Source organism: Candidatus Albibeggiatoa sp. nov. BB20 (assembly GCA_016744725.1).
Classification (GTDB): Bacteria; Pseudomonadota; Gammaproteobacteria; order Beggiatoales; family Beggiatoaceae; genus Albibeggiatoa.
The window spans coordinates 1-24,082 of sequence record JADGDW010000058.1; the positions used below are offsets into that span (position 1 = coordinate 1).

The window sequence follows — 24,082 nt, forward strand, 5'->3', positions numbered from 1 at the left end:
ATATTGATCTATATGGAGTCTTAAAAAATACTTTTCTAAACCCATATTAAGAACGTATTTATGCCTATCTGTTTAGATTTTATGGGTTTATTTGTTTGTATCGCTAGTGTAAACATGTTAATAAAAAACGGCTTTTAGAATCGAAAATTAACCAGCTTCTGCCACCAGTTCTTATCTTGATTTAAATCTTCAATTAATACCTTTACCAAAATGACAGAAATATTATCTTCACCGCCTTTATTATTTGCTGCATCGACTAAATTTTGGGTGGCCAAAGATAAATCATGTTGACAATCAGACAAAATATTATAAATTTCAATATCTTCCAGCATATCATTCAAGCCATCAGAACAAAGCAAATAAATATCATTGGCTAATACGAATTGCTCTTGAACATCCACATTAACGATTTTACTTACACCTAGCGCACGTGTCACTAAATTGCGATTAGGGGAATGGCGAGCTTGTTCTGGTGTGTAATAGCCACAGTCAATTAAATCTTGCAGCACTGAATGATCTTTAGTCAATGCCTTAAATTCACGGTGTCGCAACCGATACAATCGAGAATCACCAACATGGGCAATAAACGCCGTATTATCATGAAACAGTGTCGCCACGATGGTTGTGCCCATACCATGATATTTGGTTTGCTCCTCAGCCGCTTTAAAAATGGACTGATTGGCTCTCACTATAGATTGTTCTAATTGCACACTCGTATGTGTGCCGAGAGGATTATCATTTTCTTCTGTTGCGGACTCGGCAAGCTCTGTCAAATTTGACATGACCGTTTGCACAGCAATCTCACTGGCGACTTCGCCTGCTTGATAACCTCCCATGCCATCGGCCAGAACCACTAAACCCAGTGTTTCATCGCAACTAAGATAATCTTCATTATGGTCTCTAACCAAGCCTGTGTCAGAAAGATAACTCATTTCTAGGCGCATATTCAGCCTCATCACTACAATCACGCAACGCTTGAGCAAACTGCATTCCAGTTTGAAATCGAGCTTGCGGATTTTTTGTTAATGCAGTGTCAATGATATGTTTTAAACGAATAGGAATGTCCGCACGTATTTGGATTATATCGGGGTGTGATTCATTAGCAATTTTAAACATCAAACTTGCCATTGAATCTGCCTGAAACGGTAATGTTCCTGTCAGCAATTGATATAACATAATTCCTAGTGAAAATAAATCGGTACGACCATCAATTTTTTTACCTGCCAATTGTTCTGGTGACATAAAAGAAGGTGTACCCAAAATAACGCCTGTTTTTGTTTTATGCGTATCAGTAATACGTGCAATACCAAAATCGGCTATTTTAATCTGATTTGTCGCAGGATTGTACATAATATTAGCAGGTTTAATATCTCGATGTATTACTTGATGTCGATGTGCATAATCCAAAGCAGTGGAAATGCGACTAATAATATCTAGTACCATATTGATAGGTAAAAGATTTTCCTTACGTGAATAAGGGATTAAATTTCCACCTTTAAAAAATTCCATTGCAATATAGGCTAAATCTTGTTCGCCACCAGCATCGTAAATTTGAATAATATCGTCATGCTGTAAACGTCCTGCGGCATTGGCCTCACGGAAAAACCGAATCACCGCCTCTTGTAAATCATCGGTATCGAATTCTTCAAACAAAGGCACGGTTTTAATTGCAACTAAACGGTCAAGCTTGGTATCTCGCCCTAAATACACCACACCCATTGCGCCTTTGCCTAATTGCCGCTCAATTTGATAACGGCCAATATTAGGCTTTTGGGTACTGTTATCCAAGGTGGTTTGTGATAAATGCTTCAGTGATAATTTTGGTAAACTAAAACGTTGTAAACGGTCTAAACACTGTTGCACATCCCGAAACATCAGGTTTTGTCCCAAAATATAACGATAGACTGCAATCGATCGGCGCGCCTGTTGTTTCAATTCATAATCTAAAGCCAAATTATACAGCAAGCCTAAAATAGCCTCATCAGGTGGACATAAACGGAATTTTTCAAAGGCTAAATCTAAATGGCCTTGGCCTTGGAATGCTAAGCCAAGTAAACGATTACTTTCGACTGCTTCTGGATGTAAACGTACTGCATCTTGATAGGCTTCGATTAATCGCTTCAAACCTAATACCAAATGCGTTACCACGACAAATAAGACGGGTAATACAATATCTATAGTCCAACTATAGTAAAACAAAGTGACATATATTGCCCATAAACCCATTATCCACGCAGCAGCAAGCCATAACTTATGTTTTAAACGGGACTGAGAAAACAATAAATACAGAAAACTACTAAAAAACAAAATCATTTCTACATAGTTTGTCCATGGATGAGACTGTAAATATTGTTGATTGAGCAAGCTATTTAAAATGTTGCCCATCTTAACTACTTCATTAGCATGAATGCCCACCGTTTCACCGATTAACACAATTTTATTTTGATAGGTTTCAGGTTTAATTTTACCTTGTAAAACATCAATTAAACTGTCTATTTGCAAATTGGAATTACTGATAGGCATGATGCGGGCAGGAACAGGATATTGATATTGATATTGAATTCTTTGTAATATTGCTGATGCCAAGTGATTAGATTGATTTTTATCTAAAGTAGCGACTTTATATCCATATTGATTAAAAATAGCGGGTAACGGTTTGGTTTTATATTGCCCTAATACGATATTATCTGATTGTGCTAGCACTTCACTTAAACGGGCATCGCCACTTAGCTCATAGCTTAAGCCCGTTAATCTATCTTGTAATTGTAGTAATTCTGTTAGGGTTTTATCAGGTTCAAATTGTTTTTGATAAAATTGCTGTAATTGAAACAAAATAGCTTGATCGGTTGCTAAGCGAGCACGGACATGTTGACTATCGGCAATGATGTGTTGCAACTGTTCTAAATGTTTTGGTAAGGCTGGTAATTTTGACTGCTGATAATATGTCACTAGCGTGTCAATTTGGGCTTGAATCGGGTTAGGTTGCGGCTGTGATAAATCTAAGTGCAATCCAATGATTTTAGCATGGAGCGCGATTTGTTTAATTAATTGAGCATAATGCTGGCGGCCAATCGGATATTCTTGTAAGGCGATTTGGGTTTGAGTGTCCACGGCGATAATGGCTAATTGTGGATGAGCAGGTTTTGCAAATTGGGTGATATGTTGCTGCAAAAGCCATTGTTCAATAGGTTGTAAGCCATGACTGGAAATTAATAATAGAGCCGCAATGCAAATGATATAGACACTGTCATATTCCCAAAAATGAATTGGAAAAGTATGATTTAAGTTGTCTCCTAGCAGCTTTTTCATTATCGTACAGTTTTGTAATACTTTGAGTCCAAGAGTGCAGATTACATGCCATTTGGGAAATATGCATAACAAGCATGGGTTCGTTGTTTGTCAAAATTACATGTTTTCAAAGTAGATTAAACCTAATTAGAAATACATCCTGTTTTAACTAAGAACTCAGAATTGAATAACATTTGAAAGAGTGTAAAACTTGTGTTGCTTGGGCAGAATAAATGCTGCATTCCTGAGGTTATCACAATTTTTGCTACCATCTATCCAAAGAAAATCAACAATTAACACAAACAATATTGCTTGTTTTGCCCTAACTCAAGACGATAATAAATATTAAAAACCCCTTACAAATTAGGTTAAATACAATGCGCTATTGCTTGAGTGTTTTTTTACTTGTTATTTCCCACAACCTTTATGCTGAAAAAATCTTACATCCTGCTAGTGAACCCCTGCCCTCTGACTGGCAACAGTATGTAATCCAAGACTTATCGCCGTTAGATTGGCTCGTGTTAGAACTTCCTAAAACTGAACTAAACACCACCCGTCAACGTACACATCTATATAAGGACGTACAAGGCCATTTTGCCGCCGAGGCAGTGATTACACCAAACGACACCTATTACCCTGAACAATGGCATTTAGATGCAATGGGTGTCCCTCAAATGTGGCAAATTACCCAAGGTGAAGGCGTTACGATAGCAATGTTAGATAGTGGCATTGATCCAAATCAACCTGACCTAACAGAAAATATCTTATTTGACCAAGGCTACGACTTTGGTGATGACGATGCACTACCATATGACACGCTCGGCCATGGAACACAAATGGCAGGTTTGATGGTCGCAAGCTGTGATAATCAAATTGGCGTTTGTGGCATTGCCCCGAAAGCAAAACTCATCCCCTATAAACTCAACACCCAAGATGCCGATGGATTCGGCCTGAGCAGCTTCTCATCCGCAGATTTAGCCGCCGCAATCTTAGCCGCGACTGCCACTGATGCCAATATTATCTCCATGAGCTTGGTTTTAAATGAATCTGTACCTTGGGTTGAGCAAGCCCTACAATACGCAAAAAGCCTAGGCAAAATTTTAGTCGCAGCAACAGGAAATGAAGGCAATAATCAAGTGGGCTTTCCTGCAAATTTACCATGGGTGTTAGGGGTCGGCGCACATGACAAAAACAATGAACCCCTATTTAAAAGCAACTATGGAGATGGTTTAGACCTACTTGCCCCCGGTGTTGATTTATGGACAACCCAAGCAGGACAACAATATACCAATTTTACCGTGGGCACATCTGCCGCCACTGCGGTGACTGCAGGTTTACTGGCATTATTGAAAGCAGAACAGCCAAAAACCATAGCCCCTGAAATCTTGGCCAGCTTATTGAATGCTATACTGGATATAACTGAACTGGGCTATGATTTAAAAACGGGATTTGGTAAAGCACAATTACCTATTGTAACAACAATCACACAAACTGATGAGACTCCTAAAATAAGTTATGAGCCAAAATCTGCAAATGTGTATCATTATTACGACAATTTTGTGGTATATTTAGCGTCAAGCCAATTGCAAGGCTATAGTGGGAATGTGTTTTTTCGGTTTAATTTTCCAATAACCGCACAAGGGCAACGTACCCACTTATCCAGCGTTTGGCAACGTCCTAACAGCGTTATATCAACCTCTGATAATGTAAATACTCTTAGTTTGGATGAATTTAAACAAGAGCTAAATTTATTCTTATTTGGTGGGCAAGACGCATTATTTGGGGATGGCTTGATTTCTACACAGTTAGTTGAAGGCGCGTATGAACTGCTAACTTATGTAGCATTAGATGCTAAGCAGTTGATTACAACTCGTAAAATAATGTGGCTATCTCAAAACTTGTTAGAAAAAAATATTGATTAGGACTTGCAAAATACGCCCATTGTGTGCAATATTTATACTAATCCGTTGGGTAAGGTGTGGCCAGAATTGTGTAGTAAGTTTACAATAGTGTTGTTTAATACTAACAATTGTTGTATATAAGTTCTGACTTCACGAAATTCCCGAGCTCAGTGAATTAAGTTAATCCAACTTATGGAGATTTGTAAGCTATGATGATGAAAAAAACGGTATTAGCGACTGCTGTTGCTTTCGCTTTAGCAGGTGGTCCTGTGTGGGCTGCTACAACAACAACTGCTGGTAAGTTCATTTTAGACAAGACTGAAGTGAATGCTGGTGGCGTTGTTAACTTGGCGTTGATGGGTTTAGCTGAATCTAATGAAGTTGACCGTTTCGCTGAACAAGGTGGTTTCACTATCATTGCAACGGTATCTAGCGAAAAAGGTACAGTTGTAGGTGGTGCAGAGCACCCTGACAGTGCAACTGCTGGCAACTTTGCCCAAACTGTACGTTATGTTAAATTAACTCAAGGTAATGGCCGCGTTTATATTAACTATCCTGCTGATGTAACAGGTGAAGATACAATTAGTATCACATTACAAGCGCGTTCTGGCAGTGCTCAAAGCGGTTTCGCTTATGAAAATATCCCAGGTGCTAACGCAACTAAAACAGTGACTATCGTTCCAGTTTCTACTGCTCCAGGTAGCTTTGATATTGCAGGCTTTACGCCAGCTCCTGTAGATAGCAATGGCACTGCTGATACAGATTCTTCTAATGGTATTGATGCGGCAATGACTGCAGGTGTTGCAGGTGGCCAAATCACTGTTAAAGCTAAAAACCCAAATGCAGCTGGTATCGTTACTTTAACTATCCTTGATGCAAGCTTAACAAGCGAAGACGTTGTTTACACACAACCTATGTCAGCAGGTCAAGCTATCTTCACTTTAGACAACCAAGTGGTTAAAGCGGGTAGTCATAAAGTTGAAGCAACTATGGATGACGCAACTAGCGTTGGCTTAATTTATGCCGATACATTGACAGTATCTCCTACAGGTCTTCCTAAAGCAATTGAGCTATATGCTGAATATCAAAAAGCTAAAGTATTAAAACCAGACGATAGCTTATTCAATGCAGCAACAGGCGCATGTCAAGCAACGACAGCTTTAGCGTGTCAAGGTATCAAAGTTAGTGCGAAAGCAGTTGACGAATATGGCAACTTAACAACAAATAAAGCTGGTAGCGATATCTTATTAAGTATTAAAGATACTGCAACTGACAAAGTTGTTGGTGATACTGCGTTAAGCTTAAAAATTGATGCGGCTTCAGGTAAATCATCTGTAGTTACGGGTGACAAATGGGTTGGTAACGCTAAAGACGAACTTATCAAATTAGGTACAGCAAGCTTAGTTGCAACACCAGTTGATAGCAATGGCCTACCTTTGAGTACTGTTTCTGCATCTGAAGCATTATCTTTTGAAGCGGTTAGCATTGGTATCAATGCAATTACTTTAGCTAACTTTGCAGCTGCACCAATCGCAGGTACTGAGGTTAAATCTGCATTCAATGTTACAGTTATTGATGCAAAAGGTAATGTTAACACTGCTCAACCAGCAAGCCTAATTAGTGTTACTAACTTAGATAGCACAGAAAGCTTAAATGTAAGCCGTCAATCTGAAGGTGCTAATGTAAATAATGTTGACTTGTTATTCAGAGTTGGTACAGATTCTCCTGCTACATATTTAGTGGGTGATGCGGCTGGAAACTATGGTCAAGTTGTTGTTGAAAGTGCACCAGGTGTCCAAACTGCAGCTTTAACTGATGTGAAAATGGTTAATGCTCATGGTTATGACGTAACTTCTATTAGCCCAGGTGGTTTATCTTCTGATGAAACCTACACTGTAAGCATTCCTGAAGTTATCTTCAAAATGTCTGACGAATATGGTAATCCTGTAACAGGTAGCCCAATCACTAAGGACATCACAGGTGAATTTCGCATTGCTTCTAGCAATGGTACACCAGTACAAGCTGATGGTGAATTCGGTGTTCCTGGTCGTAGCGAAAGTAAAAATGCAACTGTAACTTATGCAGCTTCTGGTGAAACTCCATTCGCAGGCGAAGATTCAATTGCTGTAAGCTTCACTAAACCTGGTTTAGGTAGCAAACAATTAACTGTTACTACAACTGTTCCTAAATTGCAATCTATGCAAGACATTTCAACTTACATTGAACAAACAGATATTCCTGTTAACAGTGAAGTTGCAATGACTGTTGAAGTATTAGACCAAGATGGCAACATCTTTGTTGATTCTGACTCAACTAAAAACACTGTGGTTAAAATCAATGTAACAGGTTCTGGTGACAAACCAATCGGTTCTCCAGTTGTTAAAGAAGTTGTTAATGGTGCTGAACAAACCGTTGTTGCAGGCCAATCATTAAACTTCTCTGAAACAAATGGTCGTAAGACTTTTGTTATCTCAGCTGGCGCAGTTGAAGGTCAATTCACTGTTTCTTTCTCTGACGCAACTGGTGCTGTTAATTCTGATGCTCGCGTATTCAACGTAACTCGCATTCTTGAAGAAGTATGTAGCGAAAACAACTTAGAAGTATGTTCAACTACAACTAACCCAACTTGTGAAGATGCTGGTGGTTTCTACGATGAAGGCGCGACAGCGTGTCGTTTCATTCCTATCATTGAAGAAGGTGTTCCAGGCATTGGTGCTGACGGTAACCCAACTACAAGTGCTGCGAAGATTCGTGGTGGTTGTTCAGTGAATGCAGGTGACGTAGCTAACAATGCAGTTGCAAATGGTTTACTTACACCTATGAAATTAATGGGTGTAGTTGAAGCTGATCCTGCTGATGTTGGTAAAGAAGCTGATATTTTGTTCTTAGCTGAAACAACAGATGCTGGTGAAAACTCATTCTTCTATAGCATTTACACTCAAGGCTTAGAAGCAAATACTGATGCAGACGGTAATGCTGATGGGTTCAATGACTTTACTTTCGAAGGCTTAGACCTTGGTTTAAGATTATTCGTTAATGCTGATGGCTTATCATTACCTTTTGGTGATGAAACAATTAGTGTCATCAACTATGAGCCATTCAAAACTGTAACCTTGAAAGCAAGACAATCTTATGAATTATTTGATTGGAATGGTGGTGTTGGTCAGAAAGGTTCTGGTCGTTTCTTCATTGGTTATCGTTTAACTGATACTGGTGAAATTGTATATAACACTAATGAAATTGGTTGTTCTGCACAACCTGAATAAGCTTTGATAATAGCACTTAAGTTCTAAACTTAAGTGTTTCTCAAAACTTGAAAAAGCGGTACATTATGCAAATGATGTATCGCTTTTTTTATGTCTGAAAAATCGATATTGAAAAAACAGTATAATTATTTTGTGAATCTTTCATTTTTTAAAGGAGTTCATTACATGTCTCTACTTTATCGCAAACTTATAAAACCCCTTGCGACAGTGGGTTTGGTTTTAGGTTTAAGTACCTCAGCTTCTTGGGCGGCAACTTATAACAATATTTATGTATTTGGTGATAGTTTGTCAGATACAGGGAATTTATTTGCAGCGACTTTAATTCCACCCAGTCCTTATTTCAATGGTCGAATTAGCAATGGTAACGTGTGGATTGAGTCTCTAAATGATGCCTTTGGCTTAACTTATGACCAAGCAAATAACTATGCGTGGGCAGGTGCTCGAACTGATGACACCAATATGTTGGACAACATTGTTAAATTCACAGGGGATAATGCCTTAGGTTTATCTGAGCAGGTTGATAGTTATTTAGCCAATAATACAATTGATGCTGACTCACTTTATATTGTATGGGCAGGGCCTAATGATTATCTTAAAGATGTTATTGGCACTAATCCAGCCGCATTAGCACAACCTGGTGAATATATTATCAATGATATTGACCAGCAAGTAGCAACCAGTGTTAGCAATATTGTTGCGGCATTGGATCAATTATCACAGGCGGGTATAAGCAATATTTTAGTCATGGGTATGGCTGATGCAGGGGGTACGCCAAATGTGGCTAAATTGGGTTTAACCACTGAAGTGACTGCGGTCAGCATTGCATTTAATGAAGCCTTGCAAACAGCGGTTGAAGCACTAAGCTATGATGTTTTATTTTTTGATGTTTATACTTTGAATGTCACTGTTGCAGCGAATCCTGATAGTTATGGTTTAACTAACACGACAGATGCGTGCTTTAGCGTAAAATCTATTATTTCATTCAATACATGCAGTAATCCAAATGGATATTTATCTTGGGATGGTACACACCCCACCGCAACGGTTCATGACATTATTGCAAGTAGCGTATATACATTTTTACAAGAAGATAACAGCACCACAACAACAGATACGCCTGACACAACACCCGACACCACGACAGATACAACAACCGACACCACGACGGATACGCCTGATACAACAACGGATACTGCTTGTAATGGCTCAGTATGTAGTTATGAAGTTGATTTAAGCTCAGCAGGTTTTTATGTTGCAACTGCAGACATTGCTGATGATGGGACAGAAGGTGTATTTGGTATCAGCGCAGGATTTACAGGGACAGATTATGTCTTTGGTGGCTTCCATACAGGTGCAGTATTGGATACCAGTGTGGCAGGTTTTTCCAGTTTCACACTCGCGGCTACTGAAACAGAAATTGAAATCAGTGCGTATGAATATACCAATGTTGTAACTGAATTGAGTATTGTGATTAAAGACAGTGACAATAAAAAAGTCTTTAACTCAAGCGTGGCAACAGGTAGCACAACCACGATATCTGATTTGATTGCGGGTGAGCAATATACAATTGAGGTTCTTCAACGTGGCGCAGGTAACAGCCGTGGCTACTTTGGATTATCTGTGATCGGTCAAATGGTCAATACTGTGAATATGGGTGGTTTGGTTGACGGTACAGGCTCTGCTTTCTTAGCATTCTATGCTGATACACCAAGTACACAACTCAATGTATATTATGGTGATAGCTATGGTAATGCAGGGGCAACACAACCTAGCTTAGATTTGTACTCTTTTGGCGAATCTGCTAACGCATTAGTATTCAGCAGTAATTAGGAATGATATAAGGTTGGTCGTTTTTCACAAAGCTGCCAACCTTTTTACGCTGAAATAATAAAGCCGTTTTGAATCATTGTCCTGAAATCGAATACTGCAACACAATTCCTACAAAAATCATCAATCCAAACCAATGATTATTTAGAAAAGCCCTAAAACAAAGTGCGGGTTCACGGTTTCTAATTAACCATTGTTGATAAAGGGCGAATAAGCTTGCGCCACATAATCCTAGATAATAAGCTCCACCAAACTGAAGCTGTAAACCTAAAACGACTAATAATCCAATGACAAGCATTTGCAGTCCTGCAATAATCGTTTTATCCGCTTGTCCAAATAAAATGGCGGTAGATTTCACCCCAATTTTCAAATCATCATCACGGTCAACCATGGCATACATAGTATCGTATACCACCACCCACAATACATTCGCAGCAAATAACCACCATGCAATCATTGGCACTGAATTTAACTCAGCGGCAAAAGCCATCGGAATTGCCCAACCAAATGCAGCTCCAAGAAATACTTGTGGTAAATGGGTGTAACGCTTCATAAAGGGATAAACAGCGGCAAGCAACAAAGCGATAAAAGACAATTGAATCGTCAAAGGATTCAGTAATAAAACCAATCCAAACGCGATCAAGCACAGCACTATAAATAAAATTAAAGCCTCTTTTCCTGCAACATCACCGCTCGCAATAGGCCTTTGTTTAGTACGTTGTACATGGGGGTCTATATGACGATCAGCATAATCGTTAATCACACAGCCAGCTGATCTCATCAAGACCACACCGACAACAAAAATCGTCGCAATTAACCAATTGGGTTGGCCTGCGCTTGAAATCCAAACTGCCCATAGCGTTGGCCACAAAAGCAAATAAATGCCAATGGGACGATGCAAACGCGTGAGCAAAGTATATTGATATAGACGATCTGTTAAATAAGTCACAATGATTTGCTTGTTAAATAGAATATCATACCAAATAACATCACGAATTTTGAGATTTATCCACCTATTTTGAGCAAACTGAATAAACTCGACTTTTTTTTAGGTTCTGTCGCTTGCTCTTCTAAGTTCTGCTTGGTTTGATGTAACCATTGATTAAATTCATCATTATCAGTTTCTGAAGTTTCAGCTAATTTAACCTTTAAATCGTTCATTTGTACTGGTTTAGTCGGTTTCGGTGCTGCCATTTTTTTAGGTTTAATCAAATCAGTGGTTTTTTCATGAATCGCTAAACAATGAGAATCATGTACAACATACTTTGCCAACTCATCCAAAAAATTTTCATTCACATCTATAGGATTAATTGTATAGTGTTGTTTACCGAGAAGATTAAAATTAACTGTCGTCATTTCGATATTGGTATTCTGGATATTGCCTTGGAAAATCAGCTTCGTTGATACATCTGGGCGCAGCAAAAACACCCCGCGTTTAAATTGGCCATCAACGGTTTTTTCTTCCTCAAACTTAAACCTAAAACCATGCTTATGTAAATAATCGCGCTGCAATGGAACTTCTCTTGGCGTTTTCTTACAAATTCGAATAGGGTATTCCGCTTTACAAATAAATTGTAATAAAAAAGCAGGTTTAACTTCAGTCTTGGTAGTTGATGTTGCTTCAATTTGCTTCTTTGCATAGTTTTTTTGACGTAATAGATTCATATTTATTTGTGAAGTCAGCTCATAATCAGCTTGCAATAAATTGTCAATTTCACCAAATCCACCTAGCTTGAAACGAGTACGCACATCAGGCTTTACCACATTAAGTTGCTCAGCTAAATCCTGTAAATAAGTCTGGATTTTATCTAACGCGGGCTGAACATGTTGTTCAAACTGGGTTTGTTTTTGGTTTTTTTGGTCTTTTGCAGTTTGTTGCTGGCTTTTAACTACCTGAGCTTGTTGTTTTAATTTATTAAGGTAACTCATGAAGGACTCCCTTGCGAGTAGCACAACAATGCAACATGGCTTTCTTTATCGCACATGATTTAATGATAGGTAAAAACCACACTATTCCTACATTTTATGCTAACTAGAAGGATAATCCTAGCCTATATGATCAAGTTATTTAACTTTAGAATTAAAAAAGCCGCCAACTTTTAAAAATACACAATATTGACAGCTTGAAGTGAGAACGGTTTATTGGTTAATCATTACTGCTTCGCTATGCGAAGATAGGTTTAAGGACGAATTGCTCTTGTTTTAGCTTCCCTATCATCTGTTCTTCTATAATGCCGTTCCTAATTAATACTCCGATTTCAATTTTATCCTCGACGGGTTTTAAGAGCATTTTTCTCATTTATCCCGAAACAAATAAATCATTGTCTAGCATAAAAATATAGTAAAAGATGACGCATATTTTGACAATTTCTTGTCAGCATGATATTCGTAGTTATTGCATAGTTAAAGTCAAGTTTGTTATGTCAAATCAAAATATTATTGAGCGTGATTTATCTGTATTGTGGCATCCCTGTACTCAAATGAAAGATCATGAAACTTTGCCATTAATCCCGATTAAACGCGGTGAAGGAGTTTGGTTAGAGGATTTTGAGGGTAATCGTTATTTAGATGCGGTGAGTTCTTGGTGGGTGAATTTATTCGGTCATGCTAATCCACGGATCAACACTGCTATTATTGAACAATTAAATAGCTTGGAACATGTTCTATTGGCTGGTTTTACTCATGAAACGGTCATTGAACTCTCTGAACGTCTCATCAATATGACACCTGAAAAATTAACGCGCTGCTTTTTTGCGGATAATGGTTCAGCAGGGATTGAAGTGGCTTTGAAAATGAGTTTTCATTATTGGCTCAATATGGGTAAAAAAAACAAAAATAAATTTGTTACTTTGCAAGACAGCTATCATGGTGAAACTTTGGGCGCACTGGCCGTTGGTGATGTTGCCTTGTACAAAGAAACTTATAAGCCTTTATTAATTCAGACGATTACAGCACCTTCTCCCAGTGGTTGTTATGCAGAGCAAGGGGAATCCTACAAAGACTATGCAATTCGACAGTTCCAAGCAATGGAAAAAATTCTAGCTGAACAGCATGATGAAATTGCAGCGGTGATTGTTGAGCCTTTGTTGCAATGTGCAGGTGGAATGCGGATGTATGATCCTATCTATTTAAAACTGCTACGCAAAGCTTGTGATAAATATGAAGTACATTTAATTGCAGATGAAATTGCAGTTGGATTTGGACGTACAGGAACAATGTTCGCCTGTGAACAAGCAGAAGTGACAGCCGATTTTCTGTGTTTATCTAAAGGTTTAACAGGTGGCTATTTACCATTATGCGCAGTTTTAACCACTGATAATATTTATCAAGCCTTTTATGATGATTACGAAACATTACGCGCGTTTCTACACTCGCACAGCTATACTGGCAATCCGCTAGCCTGTCGGGCAGCATTGGCAACATTAGATATTTTTGAGCAAGATAATGTGATTGCAGAAAATCAAAAATTAATTAAAGCCATGTATGATGCAACCCAGCCTTTAAAAGACCATCCTCATGTTGGTGAAGTTCGGCAACAAGGCATGGTGGTTGCGATTGAAATGATGCAAGATAAAACGACCAAAACCCCATTTCCTTGGCAACAGCGGCGTGGTTTACACGTTTATCAATATGGATTAAGTCAAGGTGCATTGTTGCGACCTCTTGGCAATGTAGTTTATTTTATGCCGCCTTATGTGATTACTGAAGGTCAAATTCATTGGCTGGCACAAGTCGCCGCAGAAGGGATTAATAGAGCAACAAGTCAGCGATAAAACGCGCAGGGCTAAGAAATTTATTTAATCTTCTATGATTTTGTACAAGATACTGTTTTAAAATTATTTTTATTGGTGGGTAAAATGTTTTTTTACATCAGGCTTGTTCTATGGATTGGACTTTCTATTTTTATCTCTTGTAATTTATATGCGGCGGTATCTTTGTCAAATTTGACCGACAATGATGTGCAAAAAAAATGTGGTGCAATACCTCCTTACTATGGCCATAGATTTACTCAAATTGAAATTGAAGCGTTGTTAGCGCAATGGATACCTTTACATCAATCATGGGTAGATGAGCATCAGCTTCTAAAGAAATCACGAGAAGAATTAGATACCATTATTCATTTCCCATTTGTAAAAGATCGCCGTAGAATTAATTTATGTGGTGCAGATTTGAGTGGACTGGACTTGTCTAAATATGATTTATCGATTGCCAATTTTGCTTATGCTAACTTGAAATCTACCAGTTTTAGATATACAAACTTAATAAAAACCAACTTCTATCATGCGAACTTATCGAAAGCAGATTTCTTTATCGCTAATTTGTCAGGTGCCAGTTTGGTAAATGCAAATTTAGTTGGTGCTGATATATTTAGGTCGTTATTATCTGATACAGATTTTTATAATGCCAATTTGAGTGAATCAAGGTTTTTTCCTTCTCCTAGCGCTTTACCAGACCCCTTGGGCTTAGTGCCCGCTTTGATTAAACGTGAGCAATTATTTAAAAACGTTAAATATTATGATGCGGAGTTGGACACTTTCAGCCCTATTTTGACTTTATTACGCAAAGAATATCGTACTCGCGGCATACGTGATGCTGAAAGGGCTATCACTTATTTAATTCAAGTTAAATTAGAAGAAAGTGGCTGGCGTAAAGGTGGGCTACAGCGATTGACGAGTACGCTAAGATGGCTATTTTTTAACGTCACAACTCAGTATGGGGCTGGTCCACAAAATGCGCTCTCTATATTTTTGACTTTCATTGTATTATTTACTATTTTTTACTGGATTGCATTACGTGTTGACTCAAAACATAATCAATTCGAAATTGTATGGGAAGCAAAACCTCAAACCAATAATATAAGACGCGGTATTATGAGGGGTGAAAGAAATTTAATTTATCAGCCTTTATGCTTTCATCGAGATGAAAAAACGTTCATTGAATTATTATGGTTAGAGTTGAGAATTTTACAAATTGCCTTTTACTTTAGCCTAATGACATCGCTTCAAATCAATTGGAGTGGAAATAATGTCAGCGATTGGATTAGAAAGTTGCAAACTCGTGAGTTTACTTTACAAATTAAAAGAGGGTGGGTTCGTTCTGTAAGTGGTTTTCAATCTGCAATGAATCTATATTTGTTAACAATTTGGATACTTGCTCAATTTGGCCGTCCATTTGATTAATAGTTCATCAATCTATAAATAAGTATGTTTATTAACCAAATTATATATACTACTGTTGTTTAATAAGCTACTTGCATCACTCATCATCACTTATGACTAAAATTGCAGATATTGCACATCAACTTTGGTTTCCAGCAAAATCATTTCATGACCAAGGAATGAGTTATGCAAATTACTTAACTGAACTATCTTGGTTGTGGTTGGTTAAAGTGATGCCTGAGCTAAAGTTAGAGGGGCAATTACCCAAGCCATTTCATTGGCAGCAATGGATTAAGCAAGCAACTTGGGAACAGTTTGATATTTATGGCAATATTTTGTCTCATTTATCTCAATCATCACATGCCACACTTGCTAGCATTTATTGTCAGGCTGAAACCCAACTGTCTCATCCAAAGCAATTACAACAATTACTCAATACTTTAGATGCTTTAAATACTGTGCCGCTTAAAGAGCAAGGTGAAATATATGAACGCCTGTTGCATATTTATGCGCGGGTAGATAAAAATCAGTTATATCTGTTACCCCCAGCGGCCTTGGTTGACGCTTTGATGTTAGTGCTACAACCTCAAGCAGGGGAAATTATTCAAGACCCGTTAGCTGGTATGGGCTATTTTTTGGTTGCTAGCGATCAATATATCAATATTACCCAAGAAAATACGAAACCTGCAAAATTGCACGGGATGGAACAAAGTTTAATCAAGCAACGTCTGGCTATGATGAACTGTGTATTACACGGGATTATGGATAAAGAGCGGGCAACGATTCAATGGGCTGATAGTGTGTTAATTGATAAACATCTATGTCAGTCGGCAGATGTGATATTAAGCAATTTAGTTTTTGTTAATCATGCAGATGATGATACTGTCTTGAATAATGCCCTCGCGTTATTAAAACACATTTATCAAACCTTACAATTAGGCGGACGGGCAGCAGTTATTGTACCTGATGAATTGCTACATCAATTAGGCTCAGCACAACAAGTGCGTCAAGAATTAATGGATAATTGCATTTTGCATACTGTAGTACGATTACCCAATGGGATTTTTTACCCTTACAGCGTGCCAACTCAAGTGTTATTTTTCTATCGTGATGCAGGTAATGCGCATAATGATACGGAACATATTTGGTGTTATGATTTACGTTCTCAAACCCCTAGCTTCGGTTATCAGCGGCGTTTAAAACGCCAACACTTAATGGATTTTGTAAAAGCTTATGGCGATGATCCCTTAGTGCAAACAGAACGTCAAACTCAAGCTGAACATTGGCAATGTTTTCATCGGCAAGATTTGAAAAATGATGATTTAGATGTTTATGCCCAAATTTTTCCTGAAAATGATTTAGAATCAAATGAATTAGAAATCTTATGGCACGCTTTAGAACAAACAGTACAAGAATTAGAGCAGGTGAAAGCAATGCTTGAAACAGATGAACCTATATAAATTGTGCTAATAAATTCAAACAAGGATTTCCCCCTCATTTTTCAAACCTGTGCGTTTTTAGTAATATATCAATTATTTGCCGATTGTTGTTATTCCACAATTGGTGAAGTTATTGCTTATATGTCATTATTTATAAAATCATTAATTCATATTTTTGCCAGTTGGTTTGGAGAAAATCATGTTAACTCTATTTGAAGAAATTAAAAAACTAAAATCAAAATTATCAGAATTAGAAGTGGAACAAGAACGCCAAGATCAAGAATTACACGAAAGAATCAAAGATTTTGAAGAAATTAGCCGCTTAGAAGCAGAATTATTAGGCATTGACTATGAAGAGTTAAAACAAAAAGTATTGGATACGCTCACTTTTATGCGAGATACAGAAGAAGATACGGCAAAATTAGAATCCGAATTATCTGAAGCCGATCAAATTGCACTACAAAAAGCCAATAATACAGAGCCTATGATTCATGATGATGAGGAAACCCGACGCTTAGAACAGGAATTAATGGATATAGGCGCACCTAAGGCGCAAAATCATGAACATTATTTTACAATTTGCCTCATTTCTCCTGATGGCAGTTATAGCGAATGGTCAGAAGAAGCTGGTGGTGGTTGGCGTAGCATTGGTTTAGGTCGTCAATACTTAGAGCATGAAATGGCATTAGAACATTGCGAGCAAGTGCAACAACGTTTCCCCAATTACAATATTAAATTAATTGAGAAATCCTAATACAAAAAACTGATTCACCCCTTAATTTTATTTGGGTTTCATGCCTTTGATTAACGATTTGATAAGCCCCACAAGCATTTTTAAATATGTCATAATGCAAACTATCTTTGAAACATGCTTTATAAAAGGAAAAAGTATGGCAATTGTTGAACTGACAAAAGAAAACTTTCAATCTTATGTTGATGGTAACAGCCTACTCATTATTGATTTTTGGGCACCTTGGTGCGGGCCTTGTCGCTCTTTTGCACCGACTTATGAAGCCGTTTCAGAGCAACATGAAGATGTGATTTTTGCAAAGGTTAATACTGAAGAACAACAGGAGTTAGCGGGTACATTTAATATTCGTTCCATTCCAACTTTAATGATTTTCAAAGAACAAGTGATTGTTTTCTCTCAAGCAGGTAGTTTGCCTGAATCAGCATTGCAAGAAGTGATTGGCAAAGCAAAAGATTTAGATATGGATGTAGTACGTGCCGAAATGGCAAAAGAAGGACAATCAGCATAAAAGTGATAACCGCTTAAGTATCAGGCATGTTTAAGCGGTATATCCTAAAAAGCAATGATTTACACGGTTTTTGCTTGCATATCAGCATGATAAGAAGAGCGTACTAGTGGCGCACTAGCCACATTTCTAAAGCCCATTTTCTCACCCAATTCCCCTAATTTTTTAAATTCATCAGGTGTCACATAACGCTGTACAGGTAAATGATAACGGCTTGGTTGTAGATATTGACCCAACGTTAACATATCACAATCGTGGTCACGCAAATCTTGCATTACTTGTTCAACTTCGCTGATTTCTTCGCCTAAACCCAACATAATACCTGATTTAGTGGCCACTTCTGGGTGTTGCTGTTTATACGCTTTCAATAAATCCAATGACCATTGATAATCAGCACCGGGGCGAGATTGCTTATATAAACGGGGCACGGTTTCCAAATTGTGGTTGAATACATTTGGGGCGGCTTGTTTAAAGATTTCTAAGGCTTTTTCCATCCGACCACGGAAATCAGGCACTAAAACTTCAATTTTCAACGTTGGTACGGCTTCTCGAGCAGCTTGAATACATTGCACAAAATGTTCTGCGCCACCATCACGTAAATCATCACGATCAACAGAGGTAATCACCACATATTTTAAAGCCATATCGGCAATAGTTTGTGCAAGTTGTTGCGGCTCATCTTGGTTTAAGGGTTCAGGTCGTCCATGTGCGACATCACAAAAAGGGCAACGACGGGTACAAATATCACCCATAATCATAAATGTTGCAGTGCCACCAGAAAAGCATTCATTTAAGTTGGGACAAGTCGCTTCTTCGCAAACCGTATATAGTTTATTTTTGCGTAATTTAGACTTAAGATTAGCCACTTGGTTACTGTTAGGAATTTTAATCCGAATCCAATCAGGTTTACGAAGCAGTGTTTCAGAAGGTTCTATCTTAATCGGAATACGGGCAGTTTTTTCCTGTCCTCGTTGGTGTTTTCCTACTTTGGGATCAATTTTGTTCATGGCGGTGCTGCTTGGTGTAATAAAAAAAATCTATGAGTAATTATAATAGCTTTTAGAATAAATGGGGAAGATTTGTTGATTTTTAAATATTAAACGTGGGTTTAGGATAGCTAGAACTAAGCATTGACAAAGCCCTATGATGATTAGTTTATACATTATTAGGGCTGTCAATCCGATATATTTCAAACCATTTCAAGGGCGAAGATAAGCATAATCTTGTTCTTGTAATTCTACAATGCGCATTGCACCTGATTGGACAATCTTGACACCATCAACAATGGTTGGGGCTTTGCCTTTTTTCTTAGTCACTTTTTCCAGTGTATTACCACAAAGTGAAAAAGAGATATTTTGCATAGCCAAACTGGGTACACGCTCACTAGCAGGGCTTTTCGGTGTGAATATACTTAACCCCGGTCCATAAGCGACAACTTCAATTGCAACATTATCAATCCCAAAGGCTTTTTGTAGATTGACTGCATTATTTAAAACAATGTTATGAGTTTGAGGGTCATTGCTACTGACTTGAATCACCACTTTATGTTCTGGTTCAAAGAAATCGTTTTGCTGTGTTTCGCCAGCAGTGACAACGCCTGCAAATAATACCCATAAACCTAATAAATTAATAACAGAATATGACATGATATTTTTCAACATAGTATTCCCTCCTTAAAAATAAAAATATTAGAACACTATAAACTTTATACCATGCCACTATAATTGAAAAGCTTTGATTAACTTGGAATGCTCTCGTTGCTAAAGCAATTTAATTTCTCATTCCCTTTATAACAATTACAGTTGACCTATTATGCGTAAAACTCATTGGGAAAATATTTACCAAACTAAAGGCCATAAATCTGTGAGTTGGTATCAAGAATAGCTAACCATCTGTTTGTAATTATTGGAAAAGGTCAAAGCGTCACCAGAAAAATCTATTGTGGATGTGGGTTGTGGCGCGTTGGTTTTGGTGGATCATTTACTGGAACGTGATTATTAATAAAATAACATTGGTTGATTTATCTGCTGAAGCATTAGAGATTGTCAAAAAACGTTTAGGTGATAAAGGTCATATTCCTACTTATTTATCACAAGATATGATGGATTCGTCATGGGTTCAGCATTATGATATTTGGCATGATAGAGCGGTGTTTCATTTTTTGACTGATGCTGTAGATCGTCAGCGTTATATGAAAAATTTGCTGAGCGGCTTAACAAAACAGGGACGGGCGGTTATTGGGACATTTTCGCTTGAAGGGCCTAACATGTGTAGTGGTTTGGATATTGTGCAGTATGATGCAAAAAAAATGCAGGTGACTTTGGTGGGTGATTTGGTATTAGATTCAACAGAAGCTCACACTCATGTAATGTCAAATGGTACAAACCAAGAATTTATGTATTTTATCACTAAGCACCAAAATAGCTAAGTTGTTAATTAGGAGTGCATGTCATAATGAAACACACACTCCTTAAGCTATAGATTATTGACTATCAGAAGACCAGGTGGATTGTTGTGTATCATCTAGGCTGCGCAGGATTTCTAATTTCAAATCGCTTGCGCCCAGTCGATTGTAATTACCGCCATAGAGCAAATTAAATTGAACATCCATCGGTTCAGTGACTAAGAAACCAATAAAACCTAAACCTGTGCTTTCATCAATCATACCGCCAACATCAACGTTACTTTGAATATTGTTGCCATAGACACCAACACCAACATAGCTACGTTCACCACCAACTAAGCTAGAAATAGTGACAACATAATAGCCCGCTTCTAACACCGTGGTTTGATTGGTTGTACCAACAGGCATCGTAACTGGGCCATAAACAATATCGGTATTATCTTTTTTCACAGTGACACTTAATTCTGTCAATTTGTTCAAATACTCCACCACTTCCAAATTAACAGCCGTTGGTGCAGTGAGATAAAAACTGATGAACCCCGGTGCTTCGCCATCACGACGTAATACAGAACCTGCACTAAATCCACTTGGGTTTGAACCGCTAGAGTTATTAATAGATAAGCCCCATTGGCCTTCTGTCTCACCTGTAGGTAAAGTAACTTCAGCCACATAAAACCCTGCTTCATTAATTGATAACTTATATTTACATACTTGATCGCTACAAGTATTGTTTTCAGGCTCAGCAACTGCCCCCAAGCCTGAATACCATTTATTAATACCCTCAAAATGCTCATCAAAATAACCAAAGCTGGTTGTATATACGAAATTACCTAATGGAGAGAATCGCACAAAATCAAAACCTGCTTTTAGAGTCACGCCACTTGAAGAAACACCTTTGAAAGTACGAACTAATTCACCTGTCTCAATATTTAATAATTGAATCGAAAAATCACTTGATGCAATAGCAGGTATAAAATGATTTCCTGAGGCATTAATCCCAACAACAATCCATTGATTATTAGGTGCAATCGAAATTGAAGAGACTCTGTCAATAACCCCTAAACTACCTAACTGGCGTAGCGGTTGTCCTGATGCCATATCCCATAAAATTAAACCTGTATTATCCGCAGAGATAAAAGATTGCCCATTGGGTAAAAAGCTAACGAGATTAATTTCGTTTTCAATTGGGAAGTTTTTCACTACATTACCTGTTACTGTATCCCGTAATATCAACTTATTGCCTGCGGTTAAAATTTGACTACCATCAGGTGAAAATGTAATCGCATTAATCGTTTCATCAGATAAAGTTTGAGACCATAACAATGAATTGGCTAAATCTTGTAACTCTAAAAAACCATCCTTAACTAAAAGCAATTGCTGGCTATTTGGTGCAACAGCTATATTGGTAATAGTCGCTTGACTGCTAAAGTTTTGAACTTCTAGCCCTGTTTCAATTTCCCATTGTTTTAAGATATTATCTTCACTGACCGAGATTAAACGTTGGTTATCAGGTGTGAAACTGAGGAGTTGAACTTCTTTGCTATGGCCTTCAAAAGTTTTAATAATCTGCCCAGTATAAGCATCTAATAAACTGATAGCATTATCATATTTATCAGCAAACCCTAACCATTTCCCATTAGAGGATAATTCTAATACAGATAGATCGAATCGTGCGAGAGGAGCATCTGTATTGCTACTATCTTCAAAAACAAAGGTTTTATTACCTGTTAGCACATCCCATAAAATAAGGGTATTTTGCTCAAACGAAGCGGCTTTTTGACTATCAGCGGACAGTGCTGCAATCACATTTGAAACATTAGTATTATTACCAAAAACTTGGGCAACATTACCCGTTACAAGTTCAACAACATCCATCGGCGCGTTAAAATTACCAAATAAAGCCCATGTGCCATCTGCTGAAAAATGAGCAAAATCGGCAATTCTATCTAAATAAACTACACTGGCTTGACCTGTATTTCTATCCCAAAGTTTGGTTGCATCATTACCAGACGAACGACTGGCAACTTGTAATATTTTTTGCCCATCAGGAGAAAATTTCAGGCTTGAGATGATAGTGCCCGTTTTTGGCGGATTATCAGTTGCTTCCGTGATAGTAAAGGTTTGTACTACTTGATTATTTGCAATATCAGTGACTTGAACCTGTGTCGCTTGGCTGTGGTCGACAGGTGTATAGTAATTTTGATTGACTGAAACGAGGAATTGTCCATCAGCAGAAATATCAATAGGAAATGCTGTATTATCATAGGTGCGCATTAATACGCCTGATTCCAGACTCCATTGCTCAGTTGTACCTTTATTTGCAATAAATAAGGATAAGCCATCAGGTGCAAAAGCGATTCTTTCATGAGGATTGTAGCCAGTCAAGGTATTTGTTGATACTTCAGTTAAGGTTTGCATGATGCTACCTGTATTAAAATCAAATATGACCCATTGCTTATTTGATGTGCCCACCAAAATTTGCTGACCATTAGGCGAAAATTCTACTAATGTAATAGGCGTGCTTTGCTGTTGATAAGTACGCACTTCTTGACCTGTAGTTACGTTCCACAGCTTGATTGTGCCATCCTTGCTACCCGATAACAGAAACTGATTATCAGATGAAAACGCAATACTGGTCACCAATTCGGTATGACTGGCTGTATTGCCCGTGTCTAAAAATGTTTGAATCGGTTCGACGACTTGTTCAACCGCCCATGTATATTGCCCAAAGTTCAGCCACAGGGCAAAGCTGAATATGAGCCAATGATATTTGGAAAACATAATTGTATCCTGTAAATTTTGATAAAATATGCCACAGAGCTTAGCAGCAAATCATGTAATATCTAGTTTTAAGCTGTATTTTATGCGTTAATCTAAGATTTTCAGGGTTGAATGGTGTTGTTTTTTTGCATGAGAAGTCATTGAAGTTACAATTGTTTTTCGATAGAGATTGAATTAAAAACTCTATAATTAAGAACGATGTGCGATTAAAGAAATTCGTTTGTAACATTGGAAAAACATTGAAGATGCAGCGTTGCATATTTTTTGTGTTCAAGATTTTGGAAAAGCAAAACAACTGGATAATCGTTTTGTAGAGCTTTTGGTAACAATATTAAAATCCCCAAATGTGCGCCCATGCTATATTGAAGAAGCCAATGCTAGCCAATTTGAAAGTGCTTCATTAGAGTGATTTAAATTACTAAGATATTCTAACTATATATAGATGTAACAATATAGAAGCCAATTATGTTGATTATGGCTGAATATAACGTTATTGGATGGTGTTGATGAATACTATATAAGATAAGTAGTCTAATAATGAAAAGACGCTATTTTATGAATTGAAATTAGTTTTTTTAGTTTTATTCCGAAATCTATTTTTATATAGACAATTGATTTTTAAATGCATTTTTTATTGTCCATAAGATTTTCCTAAAAAACATTAAAGAAAGTAGTTGACGTAATTTGTGAGATGCGTATAATTCGCAATCTTTCACGGGGCACAGCGGCAAAGTTGTTGAGTCAGCAGTAAGTGAAACAAC

16 protein-coding genes are annotated in these 24,082 nt (G+C 37.6%); 9 read left to right on the forward strand and 7 right to left on the reverse strand.

Annotated features, from left to right (window positions below; all coding sequences use genetic code 11):
• Nucleotides 1-134: 134 nt before the first annotated feature.
• Both ABXH34_RS08400 and ABXH34_RS08405 read right to left on the reverse strand, forming a co-directional pair.
• Entirely contained in the window at nucleotides 135-944 is an 810-nt protein-coding gene (locus ABXH34_RS08400) for a Stp1/IreP family PP2C-type Ser/Thr phosphatase (RefSeq protein WP_353571423.1), read from the reverse strand.
• Nucleotides 916-3,309: a protein kinase domain-containing protein gene (locus tag ABXH34_RS08405; RefSeq protein WP_353571424.1), complete on the reverse strand. Its 2,394-nt coding sequence runs from the start codon at nucleotides 3,307-3,309 to the stop codon at nucleotides 916-918. The genes ABXH34_RS08400 and ABXH34_RS08405 overlap by 29 nt, the downstream gene beginning before the upstream one ends.
• Before the next feature lie 356 nt (nucleotides 3,310-3,665).
• Here ABXH34_RS08405 and ABXH34_RS08410 point away from each other — a divergent pair, with 356 nt between their 5' ends.
• The 3 genes from ABXH34_RS08410 (at nucleotide 3,666) to ABXH34_RS08420 (ending at nucleotide 10,285) form a co-directional block, all read left to right on the forward strand.
• Nucleotides 3,666-5,210: a S8 family serine peptidase gene (locus ABXH34_RS08410; RefSeq protein WP_353571425.1), complete on the forward strand. Its 1,545-nt coding sequence runs from the start codon at nucleotides 3,666-3,668 to the stop codon at nucleotides 5,208-5,210.
• Between the two features lie 188 nt (nucleotides 5,211-5,398).
• Complete coding sequence (locus tag ABXH34_RS08415; protein WP_353571426.1) at nucleotides 5,399-8,455, forward strand: hypothetical protein; 3,057 nt, start codon at nucleotides 5,399-5,401, stop codon at nucleotides 8,453-8,455.
• Nucleotides 8,456-8,620: 165 nt separating this feature from the next.
• Nucleotides 8,621-10,285, forward strand: coding sequence for an SGNH/GDSL hydrolase family protein (locus ABXH34_RS08420; protein ID WP_353571427.1), 1,665 nt, complete (start codon nucleotides 8,621-8,623; stop codon nucleotides 10,283-10,285).
• A gap of 73 nt (nucleotides 10,286-10,358) precedes the next feature.
• Here ABXH34_RS08420 and ubiA read toward each other — a convergent pair whose 3' ends face one another.
• A complete protein-coding gene (ubiA, locus tag ABXH34_RS08425; RefSeq protein ID WP_353571428.1) occupies nucleotides 10,359-11,231 on the reverse strand; it encodes a 4-hydroxybenzoate octaprenyltransferase in 873 nt (290 codons plus the stop codon).
• A 56-nt stretch (nucleotides 11,232-11,287) separates the two neighbouring features.
• A complete protein-coding gene (locus tag ABXH34_RS08430) occupies nucleotides 11,288-12,211 on the reverse strand; it encodes a hypothetical protein (RefSeq protein ID WP_353571429.1) in 924 nt (307 codons plus the stop codon).
• Between the two features lie 491 nt (nucleotides 12,212-12,702).
• On the opposite strand from ABXH34_RS08430, the gene ABXH34_RS08435 reads away from it, so the two are divergent.
• From ABXH34_RS08435 to trxA, 5 genes are all read left to right on the forward strand, one after another.
• On the forward strand, nucleotides 12,703-14,055 hold the full coding sequence (locus ABXH34_RS08435) for an adenosylmethionine--8-amino-7-oxononanoate transaminase (RefSeq protein WP_353571430.1): 1,353 nt from the start codon (nucleotides 12,703-12,705) through the stop codon (nucleotides 14,053-14,055).
• An 84-nt stretch (nucleotides 14,056-14,139) separates the two neighbouring features.
• On the forward strand, nucleotides 14,140-15,462 hold the full coding sequence (locus ABXH34_RS08440; RefSeq protein WP_353571431.1) for a pentapeptide repeat-containing protein: 1,323 nt from the start codon (nucleotides 14,140-14,142) through the stop codon (nucleotides 15,460-15,462).
• Nucleotides 15,463-15,554: 92 nt separating this feature from the next.
• Nucleotides 15,555-16,901 carry an N-6 DNA methylase gene (locus ABXH34_RS08445; protein WP_353571432.1) on the forward strand — a complete coding sequence of 449 codons (1,347 nt, stop codon included), beginning with the start codon at nucleotides 15,555-15,557 and terminating at the stop codon, nucleotides 16,899-16,901.
• 178 nt (nucleotides 16,902-17,079) lie between these two features.
• Complete coding sequence (locus tag ABXH34_RS08450) at nucleotides 17,080-17,634, forward strand: hypothetical protein (protein WP_353571433.1); 555 nt, start codon at nucleotides 17,080-17,082, stop codon at nucleotides 17,632-17,634.
• Nucleotides 17,635-17,770: 136 nt separating this feature from the next.
• Nucleotides 17,771-18,139, forward strand: a complete 369-nt coding sequence (gene trxA / locus ABXH34_RS08455; protein WP_353571434.1) for a thioredoxin — start codon at nucleotides 17,771-17,773, stop codon at nucleotides 18,137-18,139.
• Nucleotides 18,140-18,198: 59 nt separating this feature from the next.
• Here the strand turns inward: trxA and lipA are convergent, their stop codons facing one another.
• Nucleotides 18,199-19,143, reverse strand: coding sequence for a lipoyl synthase (lipA, locus tag ABXH34_RS08460; RefSeq protein ID WP_353571435.1), 945 nt, complete (start codon nucleotides 19,141-19,143; stop codon nucleotides 18,199-18,201).
• Between the two features lie 192 nt (nucleotides 19,144-19,335).
• Entirely contained in the window at nucleotides 19,336-19,797 is a 462-nt protein-coding gene (locus ABXH34_RS08465; protein WP_353571436.1) for a DsrE family protein, read from the reverse strand.
• Between the two features lie 293 nt (nucleotides 19,798-20,090).
• On the opposite strand from ABXH34_RS08465, the gene ABXH34_RS08470 reads away from it, so the two are divergent.
• Nucleotides 20,091-20,564, forward strand: coding sequence for a class I SAM-dependent methyltransferase (locus ABXH34_RS08470; protein ID WP_353571437.1), 474 nt, complete (start codon nucleotides 20,091-20,093; stop codon nucleotides 20,562-20,564).
• Nucleotides 20,565-20,618: 54 nt separating this feature from the next.
• Here ABXH34_RS08470 and ABXH34_RS08475 read toward each other — a convergent pair whose 3' ends face one another.
• Nucleotides 20,619-23,321, reverse strand: coding sequence for a WD40 repeat domain-containing protein (locus ABXH34_RS08475; protein WP_353571438.1), 2,703 nt, complete (start codon nucleotides 23,319-23,321; stop codon nucleotides 20,619-20,621).
• Nucleotides 23,322-24,082: the final 761 nt, after the last annotated feature.

Bases quoted from the DNA above. Each gene is read 5' to 3' on its own strand.
- ABXH34_RS08400 (WP_353571423.1), bottom strand. From the start codon at position 944: ATGCGCCTAGAAATGAGTTATCTTTCTGACACAGGCTTGGTTAGAGAC.
- ABXH34_RS08405 (WP_353571424.1), bottom strand. From the start codon at position 3,309: ATGAAAAAGCTGCTAGGAGACAACTTAAATCATACTTTTCCAATTCAT.
- ABXH34_RS08410 (WP_353571425.1), top strand. From the start codon at position 3,666: ATGCGCTATTGCTTGAGTGTTTTTTTACTTGTTATTTCCCACAACCTT.
- ABXH34_RS08415 (WP_353571426.1), top strand. From the start codon at position 5,399: ATGATGATGAAAAAAACGGTATTAGCGACTGCTGTTGCTTTCGCTTTA.
- ABXH34_RS08420 (WP_353571427.1), top strand. From the start codon at position 8,621: ATGTCTCTACTTTATCGCAAACTTATAAAACCCCTTGCGACAGTGGGT.
- ABXH34_RS08430 (WP_353571429.1), bottom strand. From the start codon at position 12,211: ATGAGTTACCTTAATAAATTAAAACAACAAGCTCAGGTAGTTAAAAGC.
- ABXH34_RS08435 (WP_353571430.1), top strand. From the start codon at position 12,703: ATGTCAAATCAAAATATTATTGAGCGTGATTTATCTGTATTGTGGCAT.
- ABXH34_RS08440 (WP_353571431.1), top strand. From the start codon at position 14,140: ATGTTTTTTTACATCAGGCTTGTTCTATGGATTGGACTTTCTATTTTT.
- ABXH34_RS08445 (WP_353571432.1), top strand. From the start codon at position 15,555: ATGACTAAAATTGCAGATATTGCACATCAACTTTGGTTTCCAGCAAAA.
- ABXH34_RS08450 (WP_353571433.1), top strand. From the start codon at position 17,080: ATGTTAACTCTATTTGAAGAAATTAAAAAACTAAAATCAAAATTATCA.
- trxA (WP_353571434.1), top strand. From the start codon at position 17,771: ATGGCAATTGTTGAACTGACAAAAGAAAACTTTCAATCTTATGTTGAT.
- lipA (WP_353571435.1), bottom strand. From the start codon at position 19,143: ATGAACAAAATTGATCCCAAAGTAGGAAAACACCAACGAGGACAGGAA.
- ABXH34_RS08465 (WP_353571436.1), bottom strand. From the start codon at position 19,797: ATGTTGAAAAATATCATGTCATATTCTGTTATTAATTTATTAGGTTTA.
- ABXH34_RS08475 (WP_353571438.1), bottom strand. From the start codon at position 23,321: ATGTTTTCCAAATATCATTGGCTCATATTCAGCTTTGCCCTGTGGCTG.